This is a genomic window from Bacillus cereus group sp. MYBK227-1 (genome assembly GCF_051916325.1).
Taxonomy (GTDB): Bacteria; Bacillota; Bacilli; order Bacillales; family Bacillaceae_G; genus Bacillus_A; species Bacillus_A cereus.
Genome location: NZ_JBQAGK010000005.1, coordinates 320,083 through 341,431, shown reverse-complemented (window position 1 = coordinate 341,431; position 21,349 = coordinate 320,083). Strand labels below are relative to the sequence as shown.

Genomic DNA, 21,349 nt, shown 5'->3' with positions numbered 1-21,349 from the left:
ACGGCTTCTCACTTTAGATACGGACAGCAGTCCCGCTCACAGCAACCATTAGCATCCCTTCGCGAACTACTTCGTAATCCACGTCGATACCAACGATGGCATTCGCATTTTTTTGTCTTGCAAGAGTTTTCATCTCTTCCATTGCGATGTCACGTGCTTCTTTCAATTTGCTTTCGTAAGCGCCTGAGCGACCACCGACAACATCACGGACAGAAGCGAAAAGATCACGAACGATATTTGCACCCATAATCGCTTCTCCATTCACGATATCGACATAATCAATAATCTCTTTCCCTTGAATTGTAGAAGTTGTTGTTACAATCATACTTTATAGCCTCCCATATGAGATTTTTACCTACTTATGGTGCACTAATTCAGTACAAATTATATTTACGAACTAAACTGAGCTTCGTATAACCTACTGTATCCTCCGTCTTGCTCAATTAATTCATTATGTGAACCTTGTTCTGCAATACCATCTTTATTTACAACGACGATGCGATCTGCATTTTTAATCGTTGCAAGTCTGTGAGCGATAACTAATGTTGTACGGCCAACAGATAGCTCCGCAAGCGATTTTTGAATCGCAAGTTCTGTCTCTGTATCTAATGCAGAAGTTGCTTCATCCAATATTAAAATTGGAGGGTTTTTCAAGAACATACGAGCAATCGCTAGACGCTGCTTTTGTCCACCTGAAAGTTTCACGCCGCGCTCACCGATAACAGTATCTAAACCGTCCGGCTGTGAGTAAATTAAATCTTCTAATTGCGCACGTTTTACTGCCTGCCAAATTTCAGCTTCTGATGCTTTTAAATTTCCGTAAGCGATATTTTCACGAATTGTTCCTGAGAATAAGAACACATCTTGCTGCACAATTCCAATTTGCTTACGAAGTGAAGATAATGTCATATCTTTCGTATCAATTCCATCAATTTGAATCGATCCAGATGATTGCTCATAAAAACGTGGTAATAGGCTACATAACGTCGTTTTCCCAGCTCCTGATGGTCCAACGAACGCAACTGTTTCACCTGCATGTATTTTCAAACTAATGTCATTTAAAATCGGTTCTTTGTTTTCATATCCAAACGTAATGTTGTTATATTGAATATCACCGTGTACATGCTTCACTTCCATTGCATCTTTAGAGTCTACAATGTCAGGCTCTGTTTCAAGAAGCTCTACATATCTTTTAAAACCGGCGATTCCTTTCGGATAGCTTTCGATTACCGCGTTAATTTTTTCAATTGGGCGGAAGAAAATATTCGTTAATAGAACGAATCCGATAAATCCACCGTACGTTAATTCTCCTTGCAGAACAAACCATGTACCGCATATTAAGACGAAGAGCGTTACGAGACGCATGAGCATATAACTAATCGACGAATTTAACGCCATAATTTTATACGCCATTAATTTCGTTGTACGGAAACGAGCGTTGTTCACAGCAAATTGCTCTTTCTCAAACTTTTCATTTCCGAATGCTTGTACAACGCGAATACCACCAACGTTGTTCTCAATACATGCATTGAAATCAGCAACATCTGAGAATAAACGTCTAAATGTACCTGTCATTTTTTTATTGAAGTACAGCGCTAACCATAATAGGAATGGAATGACGAAGAACGTTAATAACGCTAACTTCCAGTTGATCATCATCATAAATGAGAATGCCCCAACTAAAGTCATTACGGCGATAAATAAATCTTCTGGTCCATGGTGAGCAATTTCTCCAATTTCCATTAAATCGTTTGTAAGGCGTGAAATTAAATGACCTGTTTTATTATTATCAAAAAATCTGAATGATAGCTTTTGAATATGATCAAATAATTTCTGCCTCATATCTGTTTCAATGTTAACACCAAGCATATGTCCCCAATATGTAACGACATATTGTAAGCCTGCATTTAACATATAAACTGCGAGTAAACCGAAACAAGCCCATAAAATAAGCGTCCAGTTTTGCCCTGGCAATAACTTATCAATAAATTGATTTACGATAAGCGGGAAGCCGAGTTCTAATAATCCTGCGACAACCGCACAAGAAAAGTCGAGTATAAATAAACCTTTATACGGTTTATAGTACGAGAAAAATTTACGCAGCATATCTTACCTCCATTTTCCAAAATTAAAAAGACTCCCTAAATGATAACCATTATCAAATAATTATTCAAGTTATCCGTCTATGAAACTGAAAATAAGCTTTGCGATAGTTGTCGTTTTTTGCTGGAAAGTCGATATATTCGAATAATCGCCGATATATTTCGAGTTGCGCTGATATAAACTTCATTTACTAACTACTCTCCCCTCCCCCAAAAACAAAAAAAGGTACCACCACAAGGTGATACCATTCCTTCTATTACATCGCTTCCGAATCCCACTCATGCTCCTGTTCAACGAATACAATACCTAATTCGTGATGTCCACCAGCATATAATGCAGTTTGTGCAAGACGAAGCTCACCATTTGTATCTAATACTTCTAATTTACAAAATGCTCCTGTCGTCTTCGTTTGAAGCGCATCATAAAATTCCTCGGCGCTTTTTGGAATGACTCCATTTACTTTCGTAATAATTTCTCCAGGCAGTAATTTCAGCTCTGCTCCAATTGTATTTGGAATTGTATCTAGTACAACGAGCCCATCATTGCGTGCAGCAAAATACGCTGGTCTTGTTTCATCGGCAATTTTTTCTTGCATCGAAATTGTGAAACGCCCAAGCATAGCGACTCCCATCGCGATAATTGCAAGTACGTGCCACCAGTAACTTGCGATTCCTAAAACGAGCACAAGTCCTGCTAACCCATAAACCCGTCTTCCTGTAAATAATAAAGCTTCCGTCGGCTCATAACTTTTAATATTTCTCATAAATCCAATTAAAAATGGAACGAGGAATAGAGAATATGTATTTGAACCTATTGAAACGACAGGCCACCATGAAATAAACTGCGTTACCGCATCACCCGGTACAAGAATAAAAATAGGAACGATCCATAAACGCTTTGATTCGTGTAAACCAATCTTTAATCCACGCTTCCCCTGCCTAATCCTCGGCGTCGAATATCCTACTGCGTTTTTAGAAATCAATAAGCCTTCTACAATAAGCATAACGCCTAGTAAAATAACAAGGGATACAATGGTACTCTCTTCACCTTCTCGAAGCTGTAAAAAGGAAACTGGTAGCTTAGAAGATAATAGAACACATACAATCGCAATGCTAAATGTATAAGCCGCCGATAAATATCGATACATAGCCGTTAATCCAAATAGTAACGTCCAAATTAAAATGGCCCATAAGCTTGCTTTAGAAACAACAAGTCCAAGCCCAATCGTAATAATAGATACTACTAATCCGTATCCAATCCCTGCAAATAGAGAGGTTCGCAGTTCAAACCAAATATCATAAACTTTAAAAGAAAAATCTTTTCGTTCTCTTAACATACGTAAGTATCCAACGAAGATACTACTTATTACAAATATATAGACAGCAGGGTGTAAGAAAAAACGTCCAACTGCCCGCATTATTTCAAAAATCCACGCCTCCACGAACTCATTCACCACCATTTATATCATTCTTTCTTTTTATATTATCATAACTAAACAAACGTTTGTTTAACACAAAAAAATACAGGCAGCAAACTGCCTGTATTTCTTCTTATTTTGCCATTAATTTTAATGCTGACTGTAATTGTAGATCATTTTCTCCAGAACGGATTTTTTCGATAATTTTAGTTTGAATCGCTTCAGCTGTCTTTTTATCAAGCTGTCCTGTCGCTTCCATTTCATTTGCATTTTGGAATGCTTTCAGAGCCGATTCTGTCTCTTTACTAAAGTATCCATCTTCACGACCTGGTACATAACCTAAGCTCTTAAGCATTTCTTGAGCATGTTTTACTTGTACATCATTTGAATTGTATGAAAGTGTTTTTTCAATTTGAATTGGTGTCGCATGATAATAATTTGGTTGCTTCACTTCTACTGTTGGCGCGATTCCTTTTTTATGAATCCAGTTCCCATCCGGTGTTAACCATTTAAACATCGTTAATTTAATGTTGCTGCCGTCTTTAAATGGAACAGCTTGCTGGACAGTACCTTTACCAAATGTCTTTTCACCAATTAAATCGTATCCTTCTCCTTCTTTTAGCGCACCCGCTAAAATCTCTGAAGCAGAAGCACTTCCATTATCAATTAATACTGAAATTGGATATGGTTTTCTCTCTTTCAGTTCCGTAGAGAATTTCTTCTTCTCACCATTTCGCTGCTCTACTTGTAGCATCGGCTTTTTATTCGTCATAATTTCCCCTAGTATATCTTCTACACTATTTAAGTAGCCACCAGGATTACCACGCACGTCAATAACTAAGCCTTTTATATTTTTCTTCTCTAACTCTTTTAACTGATCCTTAAATTCTTTCGCTGTATTTTCAGCAAAAGAAGTGATTTGCATATAACCGATATCTTTTCCGCTCTCTTGCTTCACAGAACTAAACACTGTAAAGATCGGAATCTTTTCACGCTTAATTTTAAATACAATCGGATCAGTTACTCCCGCACGTTTAATTTCAATTGCGACAGTCGTTCCCTTTTTACCACGAATTTTTAATACTGCTTCTTCACGTGATAAGTCTTTCACACTGTTTCCATCTACAGATAAAATTTGGTCATTCGGTTTAATTCCTATCTTTTCTGCTGGTGAACCTTTAATTGGCGATACGATAATAAGCTTACCGTCCGTCTTGTTCACCTCAGCCCCAATCCCCTCTAATTCGGGATCAAGCGATTCACTAAACTGTTTGGCTGTTTCTTTATCCATATACGTGGAATAAGGGTCCTTCAGCGTAGACAACATACCTTGTATTGCACCTTCAACTAACTTTTCATCTTTCACGTCTTCCACATAACGTGAATCAATTAGTGCATACGCCTCATTAATTTTTGCCAAATTCCCTTGGGCAGTGCTAGCATTCCCACTCGAAATTGTTTGCGTTACTTCTGATGGGTTAACCCCAAATACAGACATGCCTGCAAACATTCCGCCAGCACCAATTAAAAATGCAACAACCATTCCAATAATTGCAACTCTACGTTTCAATGCGGAATTCCCCTTTCCAAAACACACAGGTGGTGTAGCAAAAGGCATCACACATTGTGTGATGCCTTTACCTATTTCTACTATATGATAAGCTTGTACGAATTATGTTTGCAACTTTTTATACTTTTAAGAAGCGACGAATTGACATTACACTTCCCCACATACCGATTAAAGCACCGATTAACACTAGTAAACCAGCTAATTGGAATACGAATGGACTGTATGGTAGAAGCTCGAAAATTGTTCCGCCAAGTTTTTCATTAAACACACCTTGCAACGAATTATACGTAATTAGAATTAGGCCAATTGGAATAATTGATCCTAATACTCCTAAGAATAATCCCTCTAGCAAGAATGGCCAACGAATAAACCAGTTTGTTGCACCAACAAGTTTCATAATTTCAATTTCTGTACTACGAGCATAAATTGTAATTTTAATTGTATTAGAGATTAAGAACATCGCTGTGAATAAAAGACCAGCAATTAACGCAATCCCAATGTTACGACCAGTTTTTACAGTATCAAATAATCGTTCAACTTGCCCTTTTCCGTACTGAACATTACTAACAAACTGCATTTTTTCAACCTTCTTCGCGATTGTCGCTGTATCGGTTGGTTCTTTCGCTTTTACAACGAATACGTTTTTAAGTGGGTTATCTTGTTCAAATAACTCAAACGTTTTTCCACTATCACCTAAGCTTTTAATTAAACGTTTTAACTCTTCTTCTTTAGAAGAATATTTAATAGAATCTACTTTTGCAATCTTACTCATATCTTCTTCTAATTTCTTTTGATCCGCTTCTTTTGCAGCTGGATCAATGTGTACACGAATCTCTACATCTTGCTCTACTTTCGTCGCAAAATGGTTCATATTCATAATCGCTGTTAAAAAGACACCTACAAGTAATAATGTAACTGTTACTGCACTAACAGAAGCAAATGTCATCCATCCGTTACGTGATAGATTCTTTACACCTTCTCGCAAATGTCGACTAAGGGTCTTAGCCTTCATATCCGTATCCTCCCTCAATCTCATCTCGAACAATTTTTCCGCCTTCAATCGCGATTACACGATGACGGATTGTATTTACGATATCTGCATTATGCGTCGCCATAACAATCGTTGTGCCGCGCTCATTAATGCGAGTAAAAATATTCATAATATCAAGAGCTGTTTCAATATCTAAGTTACCTGTTGGCTCATCGGCAATTACAACCTTTGGTCTATTTACAATTGCTCTTGCAATAGCCACACGTTGTTGCTCCCCGCCCGAAAGCTCACTTGGAAGTGCGTCTGCACGATCTTCAAGGCCTACAAGACCTAGAACTTCTGTTACACGCTCACGAATTGCATCCGGTTCTTCTTCAATTACTTCTAAAGCAAACGAAACATTCTCATATACCGTTAATTTAGGTAGCAATTTGAAATCTTGGAAAATCACGCCTAATTGACGACGGAAATACGGAACATCTCTTTCTGCCAATGTTTCGATAGTAAGTCCATTTACATTAATAGATCCTGTAGATGGTTTCTCTTCACGATACATCATTTTAATAAATGTAGATTTTCCGGCTCCACTCGGTCCAACTACGTATACGAATTCACCTTGTTTAATGTTAACTGTAAGACCAGCAATGGCTTTCATACCATTCGGGTACTCCTTATAAACATTCGTCATTTTTATCATTATTTATCACCCAATACTTAATGATTTTTTTCGAAATACTTTTCTGTACATCTGAAAACAAAAGACATCCTTCATTTTCATTTAGTCATCCTTGTTGAAGATAGTTTACTTATGCTTTCTCATAAGCAATACCACTCTATGTAATATATTTCAGCAAAATTCTACAAACCCCATTGTAACATCAAACGGTTTCCAATTTGGATACATTTTTGTTACAGTTATGTTACATACCAGAAAAAAGGAAAACGAGTTGACTATATTATCAACTCGTCCATTTCACCTTTTTTATTTATGTTCAGCTAACCATTCAGACACTTTTTTCGCATCTTCACCTTGAATAAGTCCTGGTGACATTGAACCGCGGCCTTTTTTAATAATCTCTTCGATATCTGCAGCGTCGTACTTACCGCCTACTTTTCTTAAATCAGGTCCAGTTGCCCCTGATAAATCTGTTGCGTGACATCCCGCACAACTTCTTTGGAAAATTTGTTCTGCGCTGTCTGTGCTTGCAGACTGTTTCGAAGACTTACTCTCTTCTTTATTTCCGCATGCTCCTAAAGCAAAAACAACCGATGTCCCTAGCGCAATAGCCAACAATTTCTTTTTCACTTCTATCGCTCCCCATTGTTGATATTCTTTTTATTCCTAACACACTCATTTTCATTATAAGCATTATCTTTATATAGAAAAACTAAGGTGTATTTCATATTCCTCAAAAATACAGTGAGAACCTTGATAAAATAATGCTTTCATAAGTTGTTTCAATTCTGTGAACAACTTAAAAAACTCCTATAAAGCATCCTTTTTAAAAGGAAAATTAGAAAGTTCTATATAAATCTTTACCATATTACCGCTCTATTTTACTATTCTCTACTTTTTACAAAACAATATACAGCATTGTAATCTACATATAATCCCATCAAAAAGAGAAGTTGTCGTTTCCAACTTCTCTTCCTCTTTACTTCATCTATAAAAATAAAATCAAATTCTTTATATCCTCTATTGTCCTCAGCATGCGCCAACAATTTCGTTGGCTTTTTTCGCTTATTAGATGCGAGAACGTAAGTAAGCATCAATAAATGGATCAATCTCTCCATCCATAACAGCTTGTACGTTACCAACCTCCGTATTTGTACGATGGTCTTTTACAAGAGAATACGGGTGGAATACGTAAGAACGGATTTGGCTACCCCATCCGATTTCTTTTTGCTCTCCGCGAATTTCATCTAATTCTGCTTGTTGCTCTTCTAGTTTCTTTTGATATAATTTCGCTTTTAACATTTTCATCGCATGCTCACGGTTTTTAATTTGAGAACGCTCCGACTGACATGTTACAACCGTATTTGTCGGTGTATGTGTAATACGAACTGCTGAATCTGTCGTATTTACGTGCTGTCCACCAGCTCCACTTGCTCGGTACGTATCAATTTTTAAATCTTCTGTACGTACTTCGATTTCAACTTCATCATTGAACTCTGGTACAACTTCACAAGATACGAATGATGTATGACGACGCCCTGAAGAATCGAATGGTGAAATACGTACAAGACGATGTACACCTTTCTCTGCTTTTAAGTAACCGTAAGCGTTATGACCTTTAATTAATAAAGTTACACTCTTAATACCAGCTTCATCACCTGGTAAATAGTCAACCGTTTCTACTTTGAATCCGCGTTTTTCAGCCCAGCGTGTGTACATACGTAATAGCATAGAACCCCAGTCTTGTGACTCAGTTCCACCTGCACCTGGATGTAATTCTAAAATCGCATTATTTTTATCATAAGGATCACTTAATAGTAACTGAAGCTCATACTCATTCATTTCTTGAATTAAGCCTTTTACTTCTGATTCTAATTCCTCATGTAAATCTTCATCATACTCTTCTTTTAAAAGCTCATGCGTGATTTCTAAATTTTCGAACGTCTCATCTAACTGACGGAACTTTCCAACCATATCTTTTAACGCATTCGCTTCATTAATTACAGCTTGTGCGCCTTGTTGGTCATCCCAAAATCCTGCGCCCATCATTTTCTCTTCTAATTCTGCAATTTGTTTCTCCTTAGTAGGGAGGTCAAAGAGACCCCCTAAAAGCCGCTAATCGCTTAGCCATTTTCTCTAATTCCTGTCTAATTTCTACTAATTCCATTTCCTTCACCTCTATGTAATTGCTGTTACTTTCGTATGAAAACAAGGGAAACTCTCTCCACTTATTACGGAGAGAGTTTAATCCTTCTTAATTATACATTTTTGATATAAAAGTTTGCAAAACAGCCAAAGCTATCGTCCTATATTACTGAACGATACCACAGCAGTTTTTATATTTTTTACCACTACCACATTTACATAAATCATTGCGGCCCACTTGGTCACCTTTTACAACTGGCTTTTTCTTTGCTTCTTCGCCATCGCTAGAAGGATGAACAGCTTCACCTTGAACAACTTCTTGACGTTCTAAGTTTTGTTCAATTTCAGCTTTCATAATGTAACGAGAAATTTCCTCTTCAATAGAAGCAACCATTGACTCGAACATCGCGAACCCTTCCATTTGGTACTCACGAAGTGGATCGATTTGACCGTAAGCACGTAAATGAATACCTTCACGAAGGTGATCCATCGCATCAATATGCTCTGTCCATTTCGTATCTACAACGCGGAATACAACAACCTTCTCAAACTCACGCATTTGCTCTTCTGGCATAAGCTTTTCTTTTTCATTGTATCGCTCAATTAATTTCGCAATAATTGGCTCGCTCATTTCCTCAGGAGCAAGGCGACGTAATTCTTCTTCTTTTACATCTCCGTCTTGAAGAAGGTTTGTATTTAAGTAGTCAACAAGACCTTTAATGTTCCAATCTTCTTCAATTTCCTCTTGTGTATGAAGAGCAACAGCACGTTCTACTGTAGATTTCATCATACCTTCAATAATGCCGCGTAAGTTGTCAGACTCCATTACCTCTTGACGCTGTTTGTAAATAACTTCACGTTGCTGACGAAGTACATCATCATATTGCAGTAACTGCTTACGTGCATCATAGTTATTTCCTTCAACACGTTTTTGTGCAGATTCTACCGCACGAGAAACCATTTTACTTTCAATCGGCTGAGAATCATCCATACCAAGGCGGTCCATCATTGCTTTCATATTATCTGAACCAAATCGGCGCATTAATTCATCTTCCATCGATAAGTAGAACTGCGTAACACCAGGGTCCCCTTGACGACCAGCACGACCACGTAACTGATTATCAATACGACGACTTTCGTGACGCTCTGTACCGATAACTGCTAAACCAACGTTTTTCACATCGTCTCCAAGCTTAATATCTGTACCACGACCTGCCATGTTCGTCGCGATTGTTACAGCACCTTTAATACCAGCCTCTGCAATGATATCTGCTTCACGAGCATGGTTTTTCGCATTTAAGATGTTATGACGTACACCTTTACGCGTTAACATTTTTGAAATAAGCTCTGAAGTTTCAATTGCAACTGTACCTACAAGAACAGGTTGCCCTTTTTTATGACGATTTACAATATCCTCAACAACAGCATTGAACTTACCTTCCATTGATTTAAAGATTAAATCGGCACGATCATCACGAATAATCGGTTTGTTTGTCGGAATTACAATAACGTTCATATTGTAAATGTTACGGAATTCCTCTTCCTCTGTTTTCGCTGTACCAGTCATACCAGATAATTTTTCATACATACGGAAGTAGTTCTGGAATGTAATTGTTGCAAGCGTCATGCTTTCATTTTGAATTTCTACACCTTCTTTTGCTTCAATCGCTTGGTGTAATCCTTCGCTATAACGACGACCTTTCATAAGACGACCAGTGAATTGGTCTACAATTACAATTTCGCCTTCTTGTACAACATAATCTGTATCACGATGCATAACAACGTGTGCACGAAGCCCCTGATTAATATGGTGAAGAAGTGCTACATGTTTTAAATCGAATAAGTTTTCAATATGGAAAGCTTTCTCTGCTTTCGTAATACCATCTTCTGTTAGCATTACATTTTTCGTTTTCACATCAAATGAATAATCTTTTTCATTTTCTAACGTACGAACAAATGCATTTGCAAACATGTATAGCTCTGTTGATTTTTGAGCTTGTCCTGAAATAATAAGCGGCGTACGTGCTTCATCGACTAAAATAGAATCGACTTCATCGATAATAGCAAAGTGAAGTGGACGTTGAACGCACTGCTCTTTATATAAAACCATGTTATCACGTAAGTAATCGAATCCAAGCTCATTATTTGTGCTATACGTAATATCAGCAGCATAAGCCTCTTGTTTCTCTTCGCGTGACATACTATTTAAGTTAATTCCTACCGTTAAGCCAAGGAACTCATGAAGTTGTCCCATTTCGCTCGCATCACGTTGTGCTAAATATTCATTGACTGTAACAACGTGAACACCTTTTCCTGTTAAAGCATTTAAATATACAGGTAATGTAGATGTTAACGTTTTACCTTCACCCGTTTTCATCTCAGAAATATTCCCTTCATGTAAGGCAATACCACCCATTAACTGTACGCCATATGGACGCATTCCAAGAACACGAGTTGCCGCTTCGCGAACAACTGCAAAAGCTTCAGGTAGTAAATCATCTACTGTTTCACCTTTTGTTAGACGTTCTTTAAATTCAAGCGTCTTTCCTTTTAATTGTTCATCAGTTAGTGGCTTAATAGATGACTCTAATGCATCAATTTGCTCAACTGTCTTTTGCATACGTTTAATTTGGCGTTGATTTACATCAAACACCTTTTTTAAAATACCGATCATAGGAAATACGCTCCTCTTTTTATTAAAATAAAACTTCCGATTGTTTTTCTTTTTCTCTATTACAATCAGTCGTTATAAAAATCAAATGTATGTTATGCCAATTTTTCTCCTAATTAAAAAAACTAAAATGTATATACCTAATGATAATTGTAACACTTGTCTTATAACTATGACAACAATCGGCCGATTGTCTCGTTCTAAATTAAGAAAAGTTTTTTAAAAATCTATTTTCAGCAAAAAAAGCGCAGCCTCATTCGGCTGCGCTTTCGAATTATTATTTAGTTTCGATTAAACCGTATTTCCCATCTTTACGGCCATATACAACATTAGTTTCGTTTGTATCAGCATTTGTGAAGACGAAGAAATTATGTCCTAGCATATCCATTTGTAGGATTGCCTCTTCAACGTCCATCGGTTTTAAATCGAATCGTTTTGTACGTACAAGTTCTAATTCATCTTCTTCTACCTCATCCAAAACAGCTACTGCTTCCGGAAGGATAAAGTTCGTTTTTATAGAACCTTTCTCACGTAACTTACGATTTACTTTTGTTTTATGTTTACGAATTTGTCGCTCAATTTTATCAACTACTAAATCGATAGCAGCGTACATATCGCTATTAGTTTCTTCTGCACGAAGTAATAAATCAGTAAATGGAATTGTTACCTCGACACGTTGCTTGTCAGAGTATACTTTTAAATTAACTTTAATCTCTGGGAATGTATCAAAATAACGCTCTAACTTACTTAGTTTTTTCTCTACATATTCCTTTAATGCTGGAGTTACTTCAATATTTTCACCACGAATGTTGAATTTCATAGATGAATTCCTCCTTTCAAGCCTATGTACTATAATTTCGACATTGGCTTAAAAACTCCTTCTAACTTTTTTAAAAAAATTAGTGGAATTGCGATTTTTTTATCGTTTTTTGTTGAAATGAAAAGATGCATCGTTTCTATCTTTATTTTATCCTATTAACATCGTGAATAACGAATATTTCTGTGGACAATTCGTTACAGAAAAGAAACAACTTTTTGACAACTTACCCTATAACAAAAACCCCTTGCGAAAAACAAGAGGTTCTACTACATATATATAACGTTGCCACAAACGCAGCTTTCTCTTCCCAAAACAATATACCCTACAGTTTCACAACATTAGCTGCTTGTGGTCCACGTGCTCCATCTACAATGTCAAACTCTACTTGTTGCCCTTCTTCCAATGACTTATACCCATCTTGTTGAATAGCAGAAAAATGGACAAATATATCGTCACCATCTTCACGCTCAATAAACCCAAATCCCTTTTCTGCATTGAACCATTTCACTCTTCCTTGCATGTTCATTCCATTCCCTTCACTCTAAAAATCAGGGCATTCGCCCCATATTTTGACTATAACGAATGACAACATATGAAGTCAAAGAAGACTTATCGCCTTTTTATTATCGCTTTCGACACTGTCATATTAACTTCTACAAAGTGTCAAACTAGATACTTCCCTTGCCCCTCTTTCATATAACAAACTTCCGATTTGCCTAACTGTAATCCCTGTCGTATACACGTCATCAACGAGTAAAATATGTTGCCCAGAAAACATCTCTTCTCCCTGAAAATAAAAAGGATTGCTTCCTGACACCCTTTCTTTACGTGTCTTCTTACTTTGCTTTTCTGTTTCCCTTCTTCTTAATGATGGATAAGAAATTTTGACAGGCAAACAAGTTGCTAATAACTCAGCTTGATTAAAACCACGTTCAACTTCCCTTTCCTTACTAAGCGGAACAGCGATAACGGTTGAGACATTGGCAAAACACTTTTGAAATAAACTTCGAAAAGGACGATAAAAAATGTGCACTAACTCTGCATCCCCCCGAAACTTAAACTGCGCTACTATTTCTTTCATCTCATCATCATACATATATAACGAACGGTTTTTAAAAGAACGATACTTCTCCTCTTTCATCCACCTTATACAATCTATACAAATACCGTCTTCTTGAAATGAGGCAGGAACAAATTCTAAAGGTCGCCCGCACTCCATGCAAATTTCTCCTATAATATAGGAAAGTTTCTGCTCACATCTATCACATATATATTTTCTATGACACTTTACAAAAAAAGTGTACCAACTAACCTTTTTTACAAAACACTCATCACAAAGTAAACAATGCATTAATCGATCAATCCTTGTTCTTTCGCATTTTTATTCATACCTTGAATATGTTTTTTCGCGCGCACCATCGCCTCTGTCTTGCCATAGTGAAAATAAATGACCTCTCCATACGGTGCTTCAAAGCTCCGCCCTGCTCGGCCCGCAATTTGTACGAGCGCACTTTCTGAAAATATTTCTTCTTCCGCCCCTAAAACTGCAACTTGCAAATTTTTCACCGTTACGCCTCGCTCTAAAATTGTCGTTGTAACTAATAATGGGATTTCTCCCTTTCTGAACGCTGCGACTTTCTCTTTTCTCATCGGATCTTCTGCATGTACCCCTTCAACTTTATTATGCAATGATTTCAATAACGAGCTTATTTCTTCTATATATCGTACATGGGGAACGAATAAAAAAACAGGATACTTTTTGTTTAAGTACATCTTTAACCATTGTAGTAAAACTCGAGGAATTCTTTCACGGTTGAGGCTTTTCTTCCAATTTCCGCACCAGCAAAATAGGGGAACTGGCAACGGATGACGGTGATATCGTCCAGAAACAATAACACCTTTTTGTTCACCTTTTCTAAATTTTCGCTTCCACGTTTCATCTGGAGTCGCAGTTAAATAAATACGCGCCGCTTTTTCTTTCATCGCTTGTTTTACCGCGTACTGTAACATTTGATCTGCACAATATGGAAAAGCATCTATCTCATCTACAACTATGACATGAAACGCCCTATAATAACGTAATAATTGATGCGTGGTCGCAACGACTAGTACTGCATCTTTTTCTTTATCTACACTCCCTCCATATAAAGCCGCTACCTTTATATATGGAAATACTTCTTGTAATCTCGGTGCTAATTCCAAAACAACATCCGTTCTTGGCGTTGCGATACAAACTCTTTCTCCTTTTTGAAACGCTTCGTTAATACCGTAAAACAACATCTCTGTTTTCCCAGCCCCGCATACAGCCCAAATAAAAAATGATTCTTTTTGCTTAATAGCCTCTATAACTCCTTGCGCCGCCAAATTCTGACCAGTAGACAACGTCCCGTTCCACTGTAACAAATTTGAATTCTTTTCTCTCTTTCTTTCAGCAATCCCGCGAACAAGTACAGCACATTCACTTACTCTCCCCATCGTTATACACTTCCGGCAATATGTGCACACTTTACTGCACCTTTTACATAAAAACGACGCAAATAGCCGCCGATCTACATTTCCACAGCGTTGGCACATATATTTAGAATTCTTCTTTTTTACACCTTGTACACATACGATCTCTCCCTTTTTTTTCAAATCGTTTAATTTCCTCTGTAAGTCTGAAGAAAGTTCTTCTAATAGCAACTGTTTCCCCGCTACCATCAACAATCACCTCCAGCACTACTATAAACCTTTCTCATCATTTCGTAAAAACTCAAAAAAGCCGATAACCTACTTATAAAATAGTAAGCTATCGACTTTATACACTTTTTTTATTCTTTTATAAATCCTAGAATCGACCGTATCCTAAGAAATGTTTTTTGTTATACGAACTGTTAATATCACCGTATGCAATTCCTTTATCACTAGCATGAATCATTTGGCCATTACCAACGTAAATACCAATGTGAGATGGACCTGCTTTATAAGTACCTTGGAAGAATACTAAGTCTCCTGGTTGTGGGCTACCTACTTTAGAAACTGAATTCCAGTAACCTGCAACGTCTTGACGACCTACACCAAAAATGTAAGAAATGAATCCACTACAGTCAAAACCACCGTTTGATGGAGATGCACTTCCCCAAACATATGGTAAACCTAAGTAGCTTTGTGCTTTACCAATTACGCCACCCACATTTGAAGCTGGCTTTTTCTCTTCTTGTTTAGGTGCTTCTTTCTTAGGCTCTTCTTTTTTTGGTTCTTCTTTTTTAGGCTCTTCTTTTTGAGCTTGTCCACCATTGTTTGCTGGTGCAACTTGCTCTGCAGGTGCTTGTGCTGGTTGAGCTTGCGCAGCTTTAGCAGCTTGCTCAGCTTGTTTTTGAGCAGCAGCTTCTTGTGCAGCTTTTGCTTGTGCTTCTTCTTCGGCAATGCGTTGTAATTGTAATGCTTGTTTCTCAAGCTCTTTCAATTGACCTTCCGTGCTTGTCATTGAAGTTACAACTGTATCCATTTTACCGCTTAAATCGTTTACCGCTGTTGCTTTTTTCTCTTTTTCAGCGTCAAGTTCTTTCTTAGCAGTTTCAATTTGAGCTTGCGCTTCTTTTAATTCTTTTTGTTTTTCTTTTACCGTTGCAACATCTTTTTTCACACTAGCTTGGTCTTCTTGTTGTGTTTTCATGATATCTTCATCAGACTCAAGAATTTTAGAAACAGAAGTTAAACGATCAACTAAATCTGCAACGTTTTTAGAGTTTACAAGAACTTCTGTTACAACGTTCGTATTTGGTTGTTCTTGAAGTGCAACTAAACGCTTTCTTAATAGTTCTTCACGTTTTGCAATCTTTGTTTGTAATTCTGCAATATCTTTATTTTTCTTTTCAATTAATTGCTCAGTATCAGCAACTTTTTTCGTTGTTTCATCAAGCTTTGCAGCATTCTCTTGAACAGATTTATCTAAACCTTGAATTGTTTTGTTTAAGTCATTCATTTGTTTTTGTAATTCATCACGTTCTTGTTGTTGTTTATGTAAAGTGTCATTTTGTGTGTTAATTTGTGATTTCACGTCAGAAATTTTATCTTCTGCAAATACATTTGGTGTTAGCCCAGAAAACATTAATCCTGCAACTAATGCACAAGATGCCATTTTTAGCTTTTTCATTTTATTTTTTACACCGCTTTCTTTTTTCTTTTTCCGTATATAACCTATAAAATTTATACCATAATTCGGGATTTTTTTTGCTAATGTTACGTTTTTGTAAAACAAATGTAATATTATATGTAGCTCTAGCGCAAAATGCGTATATTTTTGTATGTATGTGTAGAAATTTACATACTTTTCTCACTTCTATAAACAAAGAAAAAACGTAAGGAATCCCTTACGTTTTATTAAATATACGAATACAAATGAAATGCTACTTCATCCATTTCTCAGCCCAATTTTGGACCTCATCCATAACACTTTCTAACGCTTTTCCCTTGTCAGTTAAGCCATACTCGATTCGAACTGGTACTTCTGGATAGACATTACGAACTACAATGCCCTCGCTTTCCAATTCCTTCAAACGCTCTGACAACATACGATCGCTCATATTTGGGATAATATCTGCGATTTCTCTAAAACGTTTCGACTCTTCAAGCAAAGATTTAATAATTAAGCCAGTCCACTTCTTACTAAGCAGAGTAAAAGCTGACTCAAACTTTGGACATAAACAAGAATTATGCTCCATATGTTTCACCTCTCTTCTATTATAATATAGTTTCTTGTAAAAAGTAAGTTATAAAACTTTCCTCATTATTTTATTTTACGTACATTTTACCATTTCCAAATATTAACTTGTCAACTAAACGTAACATACCCGTAAAAAAACCCTCTTAAAAAGAGAGCTTTTTATATCTTTATTACTTCGTATACCATCCAAGACCTAATGCACCTTCACCTAAGTGCGTACCAATTACAGCTCCAAAATAACCTGTACGAATTGTGACGTGAGGATATTTTGCTTCTAATTCTTTCTTCCATTCATTCGCTTCTTCTTCACGTTGCGCATGAATGATAACTGCTTCCATAGGTACACCTTTACTTGCTTGCTCATCAAAAATTTCAATGATACGTTTTAATGCTTTTTTACGTGTACGAATCTTTTCAAACGGAATAATGATTTTATCTCTAAAATATAAAACTGGCTTCACTTGTAACAGACTGCCGATGAAAGCTTGCGCGCTATTCAATCGACCACCACGTTGTAAATGATGTAAATCATCAACTACAAAATAGGCGTCCATCGTTTTCTTCATTTCATCAAAACGAGCGATAATCTCTTTTGGGTTCTTTCCTTCACTTGCTAACTTTGCACCTTCACGCACATAAAATCCTTGTACTTCACAACTAATTTCAGAGTCATACGTGTATACATCAATACCCTCTACCATCTGTCCAGCTGTCGTTGATGTTTGATATGTACCACTAATTCCACTTGATAGGTGAATACTAATAACTGCATCATAATCTTTAGCTAGTTCTTCATATAGCTCAACAAACTTTCCGATTGCTGGTTGAGAAGTTTTTGGAAGTTCCTCTTGTTCACGTACTTTCACATAAAAATCATCTGCTGAAATTTCAGCTTCTTCTTGATAAGATTCTGTTCCAAACACAACGTTTAATGGAATCATATATATATTGAGTTCATCACGAATTTGCTTCGGTATATATGCCGTACTATCAGTAACAATAGCTATTTTCATTTTCGTACCTGCCTTATAAAAAGTTTTATTTCCTAATTTTACACGAAAACTACAAATGGTGCATCCATACATGAAAATGCCGGTTGAAATTATACCTACCATCTCGACAAATTACAACAAAAAGATAAAATACTCACCAAAAACTTCAGCATATTTAGAAAAAATGTTTGAATATAAAAAGGCTCGCTTTTAAAATGGATAGTACTAGTCATTTTGATAGATAGGGGCGTACACAAGTGCTATTACAATATTTAACAATCAAAGACTACGGCGAACACGAAATCGTCATTCAAAAATCAAGATTTATTTGTTATATTAGCCGAGCAACGACTGAGGAAGAGGCTCAAGAATTTATACAAAAAATAAAAAAACAACATTGGAATGCAACACATAATTGTTCCGCTTATTTAATTGGCGAACAAGATCATATTCAAAAAGCAAATGATGACGGCGAGCCTAGCGGTACAGCTGGCGTACCAATGCTGGAAGTACTTAAAAAACGTGGACTAAAAGATACCGTTGTTGTTGTAACACGCTATTTTGGTGGCATTAAACTTGGTGCAGGTGGATTAATTCGTGCATATGGAAAGTGTACAAGCGAAGGCATTAATCATGTCGGTGTTGTCCAGCGAAAACTAATGCGTGTGATGCAAACCGAGATTGATTACACATTACTTGGCAAAGTGGAAAATGAATTACGCAATTCAAAATATGCCATTAAAGATATTCATTATCTAGAAAATGTCACATTTGATACGTATGTAGAAGAAGACGGCAAACAAGCATTTACAGATTGGATGATTGAATTAACAAACGGGAAATGTACAATTACAGAAGGAGATATGTTGTACTTAGAACAAGATGTTATCTAAGCATAACCCATTTATCACCTTCAAAGATTAATGTAGTGAATTACTTCCCTACAAATGAACTAACGAACTAAGGAGATTATATATGGAAGAACGTTATTATCATCTCCAAAATAGCAGAATAAAAAAGAAGCGAAGAAGGAAACTTTTCTTCTTCCTTATTTTCGCATTTTTATTTGGCAGCATAGGAGTTTATGTGTTAAATTCTTACTCTTCTCTTATGGGGATGTATAGTGGTTTTACTCGTGAAAAATCAGATTTAAGAAACAAAGATGTAGAAATTACAAAAGAACCTTTTACAATTCTCATTATGGGTATAGAAGATTATGCGACAGATGGTCAAAATGGTCGTACAGACTCATTAATGTTTGCAACAGTCAATCCAAAAACGCAAAAGATTTCACTTATGAGTATTCCTCGTGATTCTCGAGTTAAAATTGTTGGCAAAAATAAGGAAGACAAAATTAACGCTGCCCATGCTTACGGCGGAGAAGAAATGGCAATCAAAACTGTCGAAGACTTTCTAAAAGTTCCTGTAGACCATTATCTGAAAATTGATTTCCAAGGCTTTAAAGGTATCGTTGATGCTGTTGGCGGCGTTACCGTTGACGTACCCTTCGATTTCTGGGAGCGCTCTGACGTGGATTACTACAAAAAAATTCAATTTAAGCAAGGACAGCAAAACTTAAACGGTGAAGAAGCACTTGCTTACGTCCGTATGCGAAAGCAAGATCCAAATGGCGATTATGGTCGAGCTGCTAGACAAAGACAATTACTGGCCGCTGTTGCTCATAAACTAAACTCTACCTCTACTGTATTTAAAATTAAAGATTTAACAGCTGTCGTTGGAAAATATATAAAAACCGACATTCCTATTTCAGACGGACTTGCTCTTTACAATAAACTTTCTGGATTTGATCCTTCTACAATGCAAACGTTAAAGCTTGAAGGCGAAGACAAAAAGATAGGCGGTATTTATTACTTCCTTCCAGATCCAATCAGTATAGAAACGGTGCGTAACGAAATTGAAAAAGAATTAGGAGAAAAAGCAAAAAATCCAACTACAAAAAACAACTCAAATCCTGATTCAAGTTCTAACTCTAACGAACAAACAAAAAAAGAGACAAACCAAAATAAAACACCAACTGATCCGCCACCTTCTACAAATGCTCATGCAGAGTGGATTATGCGCAATCAGCCGTAAAAAAAGGCCCAATCTATCCGATTGAGCCTTTTTTTATTTACTTATTAAAGTGTTGTAAAATCGCTTCTACAATACGCTCTGATGCACGACCATCACCGTAAGGGTTAGATGCTTTCGCCATCTTATCATGAGCTTCTTTATCTGATAACAACTCATCAGCAAGACCAAAGATTGTCTCTTCGTCTGTTCCTGCTAATTTCAGCGTACCTGCTTCAATACCTTCAGGACGCTCTGTTGTATCACGAAGAACAAGAACTGGTACCCCAAGTGATGGAGCTTCTTCTTGTACACCACCAGAATCCGTTAACATTAAGTATGAACGAGCTGCAACATTGTGGAAATCAATTACATCTAGCGGCTCAATTAAATGAATACGGTTATGTTCACCTAAAATTTCATTTGCTATTTCACGAACAACAGGGTTCATATGAACAGGGTACACAACTTGTACATCTTCATGCTTATCAACAAGACGCTTAATTGCACGGAACATATTACGCATCGGTTCACCTAAGTTTTCACGGCGGTGAGCTGTCATAAGTACAAGACGATCATTTCCAAGTTTCTCTAGTACAGGATGACTATATGTTTCTTTTACAGTCGTTTGTAGCGCGTCAATGGCTGTATTTCCTGTAATGAAAATACGTGACTCATCTTTATTTTCCTTCTGTAAGTTCGTTGCTGATTTTGCTGTTGGTGAGAAATGAAGATCCGCCATTACACCTGTTAATTGACGATTCATCTCTTCTGGGTATGGAGAATACTTATCCCACGTACGAAGGCCCGCCTCAACATGACCTACTGGAATTTGATTATAAAAAGCAGCTAAGCTTGCAATAAATGTTGTTGTTGTATCACCATGTACAAGTACAATATCCGGCTTCGCTTCTTTCATTACTTTATCCAAACCTTCTAAACCACGCGTTGTAACATCAATTAAAGTTTGGCGGTCTTTCATGATATTTAAATCGAAATCTGGCGTAATTCCAAAGATACTTAATACTTGATCTAACATTTGGCGATGCTGTGCTGTTACAGTCACAATCGATTCAATTTTTTCTGGGTGTTTTTGCAACTCTAATACAAGAGGTGCCATTTTAATTGCTTCTGGACGTGTCCCGAAAATTGTCATTACTTTTAAACGTTCAGTCATGTGATTGCCTCT

At 36.8% G+C, this 21,349-nt stretch carries 20 protein-coding genes; 2 read left to right on the top strand and 18 right to left on the bottom strand.

From position 1 onward, the window contains the following. Positions 1-13 precede the first annotated feature (13 nt). The 17 genes from ACTFRM_RS22980 to ACTFRM_RS22900 all read right to left on the bottom strand — a co-directional run bounded on the left by ACTFRM_RS22980 (position 14) and on the right by ACTFRM_RS22900 (position 18,111). Positions 14-325, bottom strand: a complete 312-nt coding sequence (locus ACTFRM_RS22980; RefSeq protein ID WP_000637521.1) for a YbjQ family protein — start codon at positions 323-325, stop codon at positions 14-16. 65 nt (positions 326-390) lie between these two features. Beyond that, positions 391-2,106 (bottom strand): ABC transporter ATP-binding protein, encoded by a 1,716-nt coding sequence (locus ACTFRM_RS22975; protein ID WP_173600702.1) that lies wholly within the window; start codon positions 2,104-2,106, stop codon positions 391-393. A 253-nt stretch (positions 2,107-2,359) separates the two neighbouring features. Beyond that, positions 2,360-3,562: a PDZ domain-containing protein gene (locus tag ACTFRM_RS22970; protein WP_033687181.1), complete on the bottom strand. Its 1,203-nt coding sequence runs from the start codon at positions 3,560-3,562 to the stop codon at positions 2,360-2,362. A gap of 91 nt (positions 3,563-3,653) precedes the next feature. Then, positions 3,654-5,090: a S41 family peptidase gene (locus tag ACTFRM_RS22965; RefSeq protein WP_000830313.1), complete on the bottom strand. Its 1,437-nt coding sequence runs from the start codon at positions 5,088-5,090 to the stop codon at positions 3,654-3,656. Positions 5,091-5,208: 118 nt separating this feature from the next. Next, complete coding sequence (gene ftsX, locus ACTFRM_RS22960; protein ID WP_000645027.1) at positions 5,209-6,102, bottom strand: permease-like cell division protein FtsX; 894 nt, start codon at positions 6,100-6,102, stop codon at positions 5,209-5,211. Beyond that, positions 6,092-6,778 carry a cell division ATP-binding protein FtsE gene (gene ftsE, locus ACTFRM_RS22955; protein WP_000594321.1) on the bottom strand — a complete coding sequence of 229 codons (687 nt, stop codon included), beginning with the start codon at positions 6,776-6,778 and terminating at the stop codon, positions 6,092-6,094. Before ftsE ends, ftsX begins: the two co-directional genes overlap by 11 nt. A gap of 285 nt (positions 6,779-7,063) precedes the next feature. Further along, the gene (cccB, locus tag ACTFRM_RS22950) at positions 7,064-7,387 is read right to left on the bottom strand and encodes a cytochrome c551 (RefSeq protein ID WP_000727971.1); all 324 of its coding nucleotides are present in this window, start codon (positions 7,385-7,387) and stop codon (positions 7,064-7,066) included. A gap of 254 nt (positions 7,388-7,641) precedes the next feature. Next, on the bottom strand, positions 7,642-7,851 hold the full coding sequence (locus ACTFRM_RS22945; RefSeq protein WP_173600696.1) for a hypothetical protein: 210 nt from the start codon (positions 7,849-7,851) through the stop codon (positions 7,642-7,644). Next, positions 7,826-8,924, bottom strand: a protein-coding gene (prfB, locus tag ACTFRM_RS22940; protein ID WP_096001716.1) for a peptide chain release factor 2 whose coding sequence is annotated in 2 segments (ribosomal slippage) — positions 7,826-8,851 and positions 8,853-8,924 — 1,098 coding nt in all. Because the reading frame shifts where the segments join, the coding sequence is not laid out codon by codon here. The genes ACTFRM_RS22945 and prfB overlap by 26 nt, the downstream gene beginning before the upstream one ends. A 144-nt stretch (positions 8,925-9,068) precedes the next feature. Continuing rightward, positions 9,069-11,576, bottom strand: coding sequence for a preprotein translocase subunit SecA (gene secA, locus ACTFRM_RS22935; protein WP_000579385.1), 2,508 nt, complete (start codon positions 11,574-11,576; stop codon positions 9,069-9,071). 274 nt (positions 11,577-11,850) lie between these two features. Beyond that, positions 11,851-12,393, bottom strand: coding sequence for a ribosome hibernation-promoting factor, HPF/YfiA family (hpf, locus tag ACTFRM_RS22930; RefSeq protein ID WP_000671185.1), 543 nt, complete (start codon positions 12,391-12,393; stop codon positions 11,851-11,853). Between the two features lie 322 nt (positions 12,394-12,715). Continuing rightward, complete coding sequence (cspC, locus tag ACTFRM_RS22925; RefSeq protein WP_173600730.1) at positions 12,716-12,913, bottom strand: cold shock protein CspC; 198 nt, start codon at positions 12,911-12,913, stop codon at positions 12,716-12,718. A 126-nt stretch (positions 12,914-13,039) separates the two neighbouring features. Continuing rightward, a complete protein-coding gene (locus ACTFRM_RS22920; protein WP_440043608.1) occupies positions 13,040-13,744 on the bottom strand; it encodes a ComF family protein in 705 nt (234 codons plus the stop codon). Continuing rightward, positions 13,744-15,093 (bottom strand): ATP-dependent helicase ComFA, encoded by a 1,350-nt coding sequence (gene comFA, locus ACTFRM_RS22915; protein ID WP_173600703.1) that lies wholly within the window; start codon positions 15,091-15,093, stop codon positions 13,744-13,746. The genes ACTFRM_RS22920 and comFA overlap by 1 nt, the downstream gene beginning before the upstream one ends. A gap of 127 nt (positions 15,094-15,220) precedes the next feature. Then, positions 15,221-16,633, bottom strand: coding sequence for a C40 family peptidase (locus ACTFRM_RS22910; protein WP_060851522.1), 1,413 nt, complete (start codon positions 16,631-16,633; stop codon positions 15,221-15,223). Between the two features lie 148 nt (positions 16,634-16,781). After that, positions 16,782-17,096, bottom strand: a complete 315-nt coding sequence (locus ACTFRM_RS22905; RefSeq protein ID WP_000400857.1) for a winged helix-turn-helix transcriptional regulator — start codon at positions 17,094-17,096, stop codon at positions 16,782-16,784. A gap of 172 nt (positions 17,097-17,268) precedes the next feature. Then, complete coding sequence (locus ACTFRM_RS22900) at positions 17,269-18,111, bottom strand: DegV family protein (RefSeq protein WP_000684725.1); 843 nt, start codon at positions 18,109-18,111, stop codon at positions 17,269-17,271. A 236-nt stretch (positions 18,112-18,347) separates the two neighbouring features. On the opposite strand from ACTFRM_RS22900, the gene ACTFRM_RS22895 reads away from it, so the two are divergent. Both ACTFRM_RS22895 and ACTFRM_RS22890 read left to right on the top strand, forming a co-directional pair. After that, positions 18,348-18,983 carry a YigZ family protein gene (locus ACTFRM_RS22895; RefSeq protein ID WP_000926669.1) on the top strand — a complete coding sequence of 212 codons (636 nt, stop codon included), beginning with the start codon at positions 18,348-18,350 and terminating at the stop codon, positions 18,981-18,983. Between the two features lie 82 nt (positions 18,984-19,065). After that, positions 19,066-20,184 carry an LCP family protein gene (locus ACTFRM_RS22890; protein ID WP_000392789.1) on the top strand — a complete coding sequence of 373 codons (1,119 nt, stop codon included), beginning with the start codon at positions 19,066-19,068 and terminating at the stop codon, positions 20,182-20,184. Between the two features lie 37 nt (positions 20,185-20,221). On the opposite strand, the gene wecB is transcribed toward ACTFRM_RS22890, so the two are convergent. After that, a complete protein-coding gene (gene wecB / locus ACTFRM_RS22885) occupies positions 20,222-21,337 on the bottom strand; it encodes a non-hydrolyzing UDP-N-acetylglucosamine 2-epimerase (RefSeq protein WP_000140145.1) in 1,116 nt (371 codons plus the stop codon). Positions 21,338-21,349: the final 12 nt, after the last annotated feature.

Excerpts from the sequence above, each read along its gene's own strand:
- hpf (WP_000671185.1), bottom strand. The coding sequence starts at position 12,393 with ATGAAATTCAACATTCGTGGTGAAAATATTGAAGTAACTCCAGCATTA.
- ACTFRM_RS22945 (WP_173600696.1), bottom strand. The coding sequence starts at position 7,851 with ATGCTTACTTACGTTCTCGCATCTAATAAGCGAAAAAAGCCAACGAAA.
- ftsE (WP_000594321.1), bottom strand. The coding sequence starts at position 6,778 with ATGATAAAAATGACGAATGTTTATAAGGAGTACCCGAATGGTATGAAA.
- secA (WP_000579385.1), bottom strand. The coding sequence starts at position 11,576 with ATGATCGGTATTTTAAAAAAGGTGTTTGATGTAAATCAACGCCAAATT.
- ACTFRM_RS22980 (WP_000637521.1), bottom strand. The coding sequence starts at position 325 with ATGATTGTAACAACAACTTCTACAATTCAAGGGAAAGAGATTATTGAT.
- ACTFRM_RS22905 (WP_000400857.1), bottom strand. The coding sequence starts at position 17,096 with ATGGAGCATAATTCTTGTTTATGTCCAAAGTTTGAGTCAGCTTTTACT.
- ACTFRM_RS22920 (WP_440043608.1), bottom strand. The coding sequence starts at position 13,744 with ATGCATTGTTTACTTTGTGATGAGTGTTTTGTAAAAAAGGTTAGTTGG.
- ftsX (WP_000645027.1), bottom strand. The coding sequence starts at position 6,102 with ATGAAGGCTAAGACCCTTAGTCGACATTTGCGAGAAGGTGTAAAGAAT.
- comFA (WP_173600703.1), bottom strand. The coding sequence starts at position 15,093 with ATGGTAGCGGGGAAACAGTTGCTATTAGAAGAACTTTCTTCAGACTTA.
- cspC (WP_173600730.1), bottom strand. The coding sequence starts at position 12,913 with ATGCAAGGAAGAGTGAAATGGTTCAATGCAGAAAAGGGATTTGGGTTT.
- ACTFRM_RS22975 (WP_173600702.1), bottom strand. The coding sequence starts at position 2,106 with ATGCTGCGTAAATTTTTCTCGTACTATAAACCGTATAAAGGTTTATTT.
- ACTFRM_RS22970 (WP_033687181.1), bottom strand. The coding sequence starts at position 3,562 with ATGGTGGTGAATGAGTTCGTGGAGGCGTGGATTTTTGAAATAATGCGG.
- ACTFRM_RS22890 (WP_000392789.1), top strand. The coding sequence starts at position 19,066 with ATGGAAGAACGTTATTATCATCTCCAAAATAGCAGAATAAAAAAGAAG.
- ACTFRM_RS22900 (WP_000684725.1), bottom strand. The coding sequence starts at position 18,111 with ATGAAAATAGCTATTGTTACTGATAGTACGGCATATATACCGAAGCAA.
- wecB (WP_000140145.1), bottom strand. The coding sequence starts at position 21,337 with ATGACTGAACGTTTAAAAGTAATGACAATTTTCGGGACACGTCCAGAA.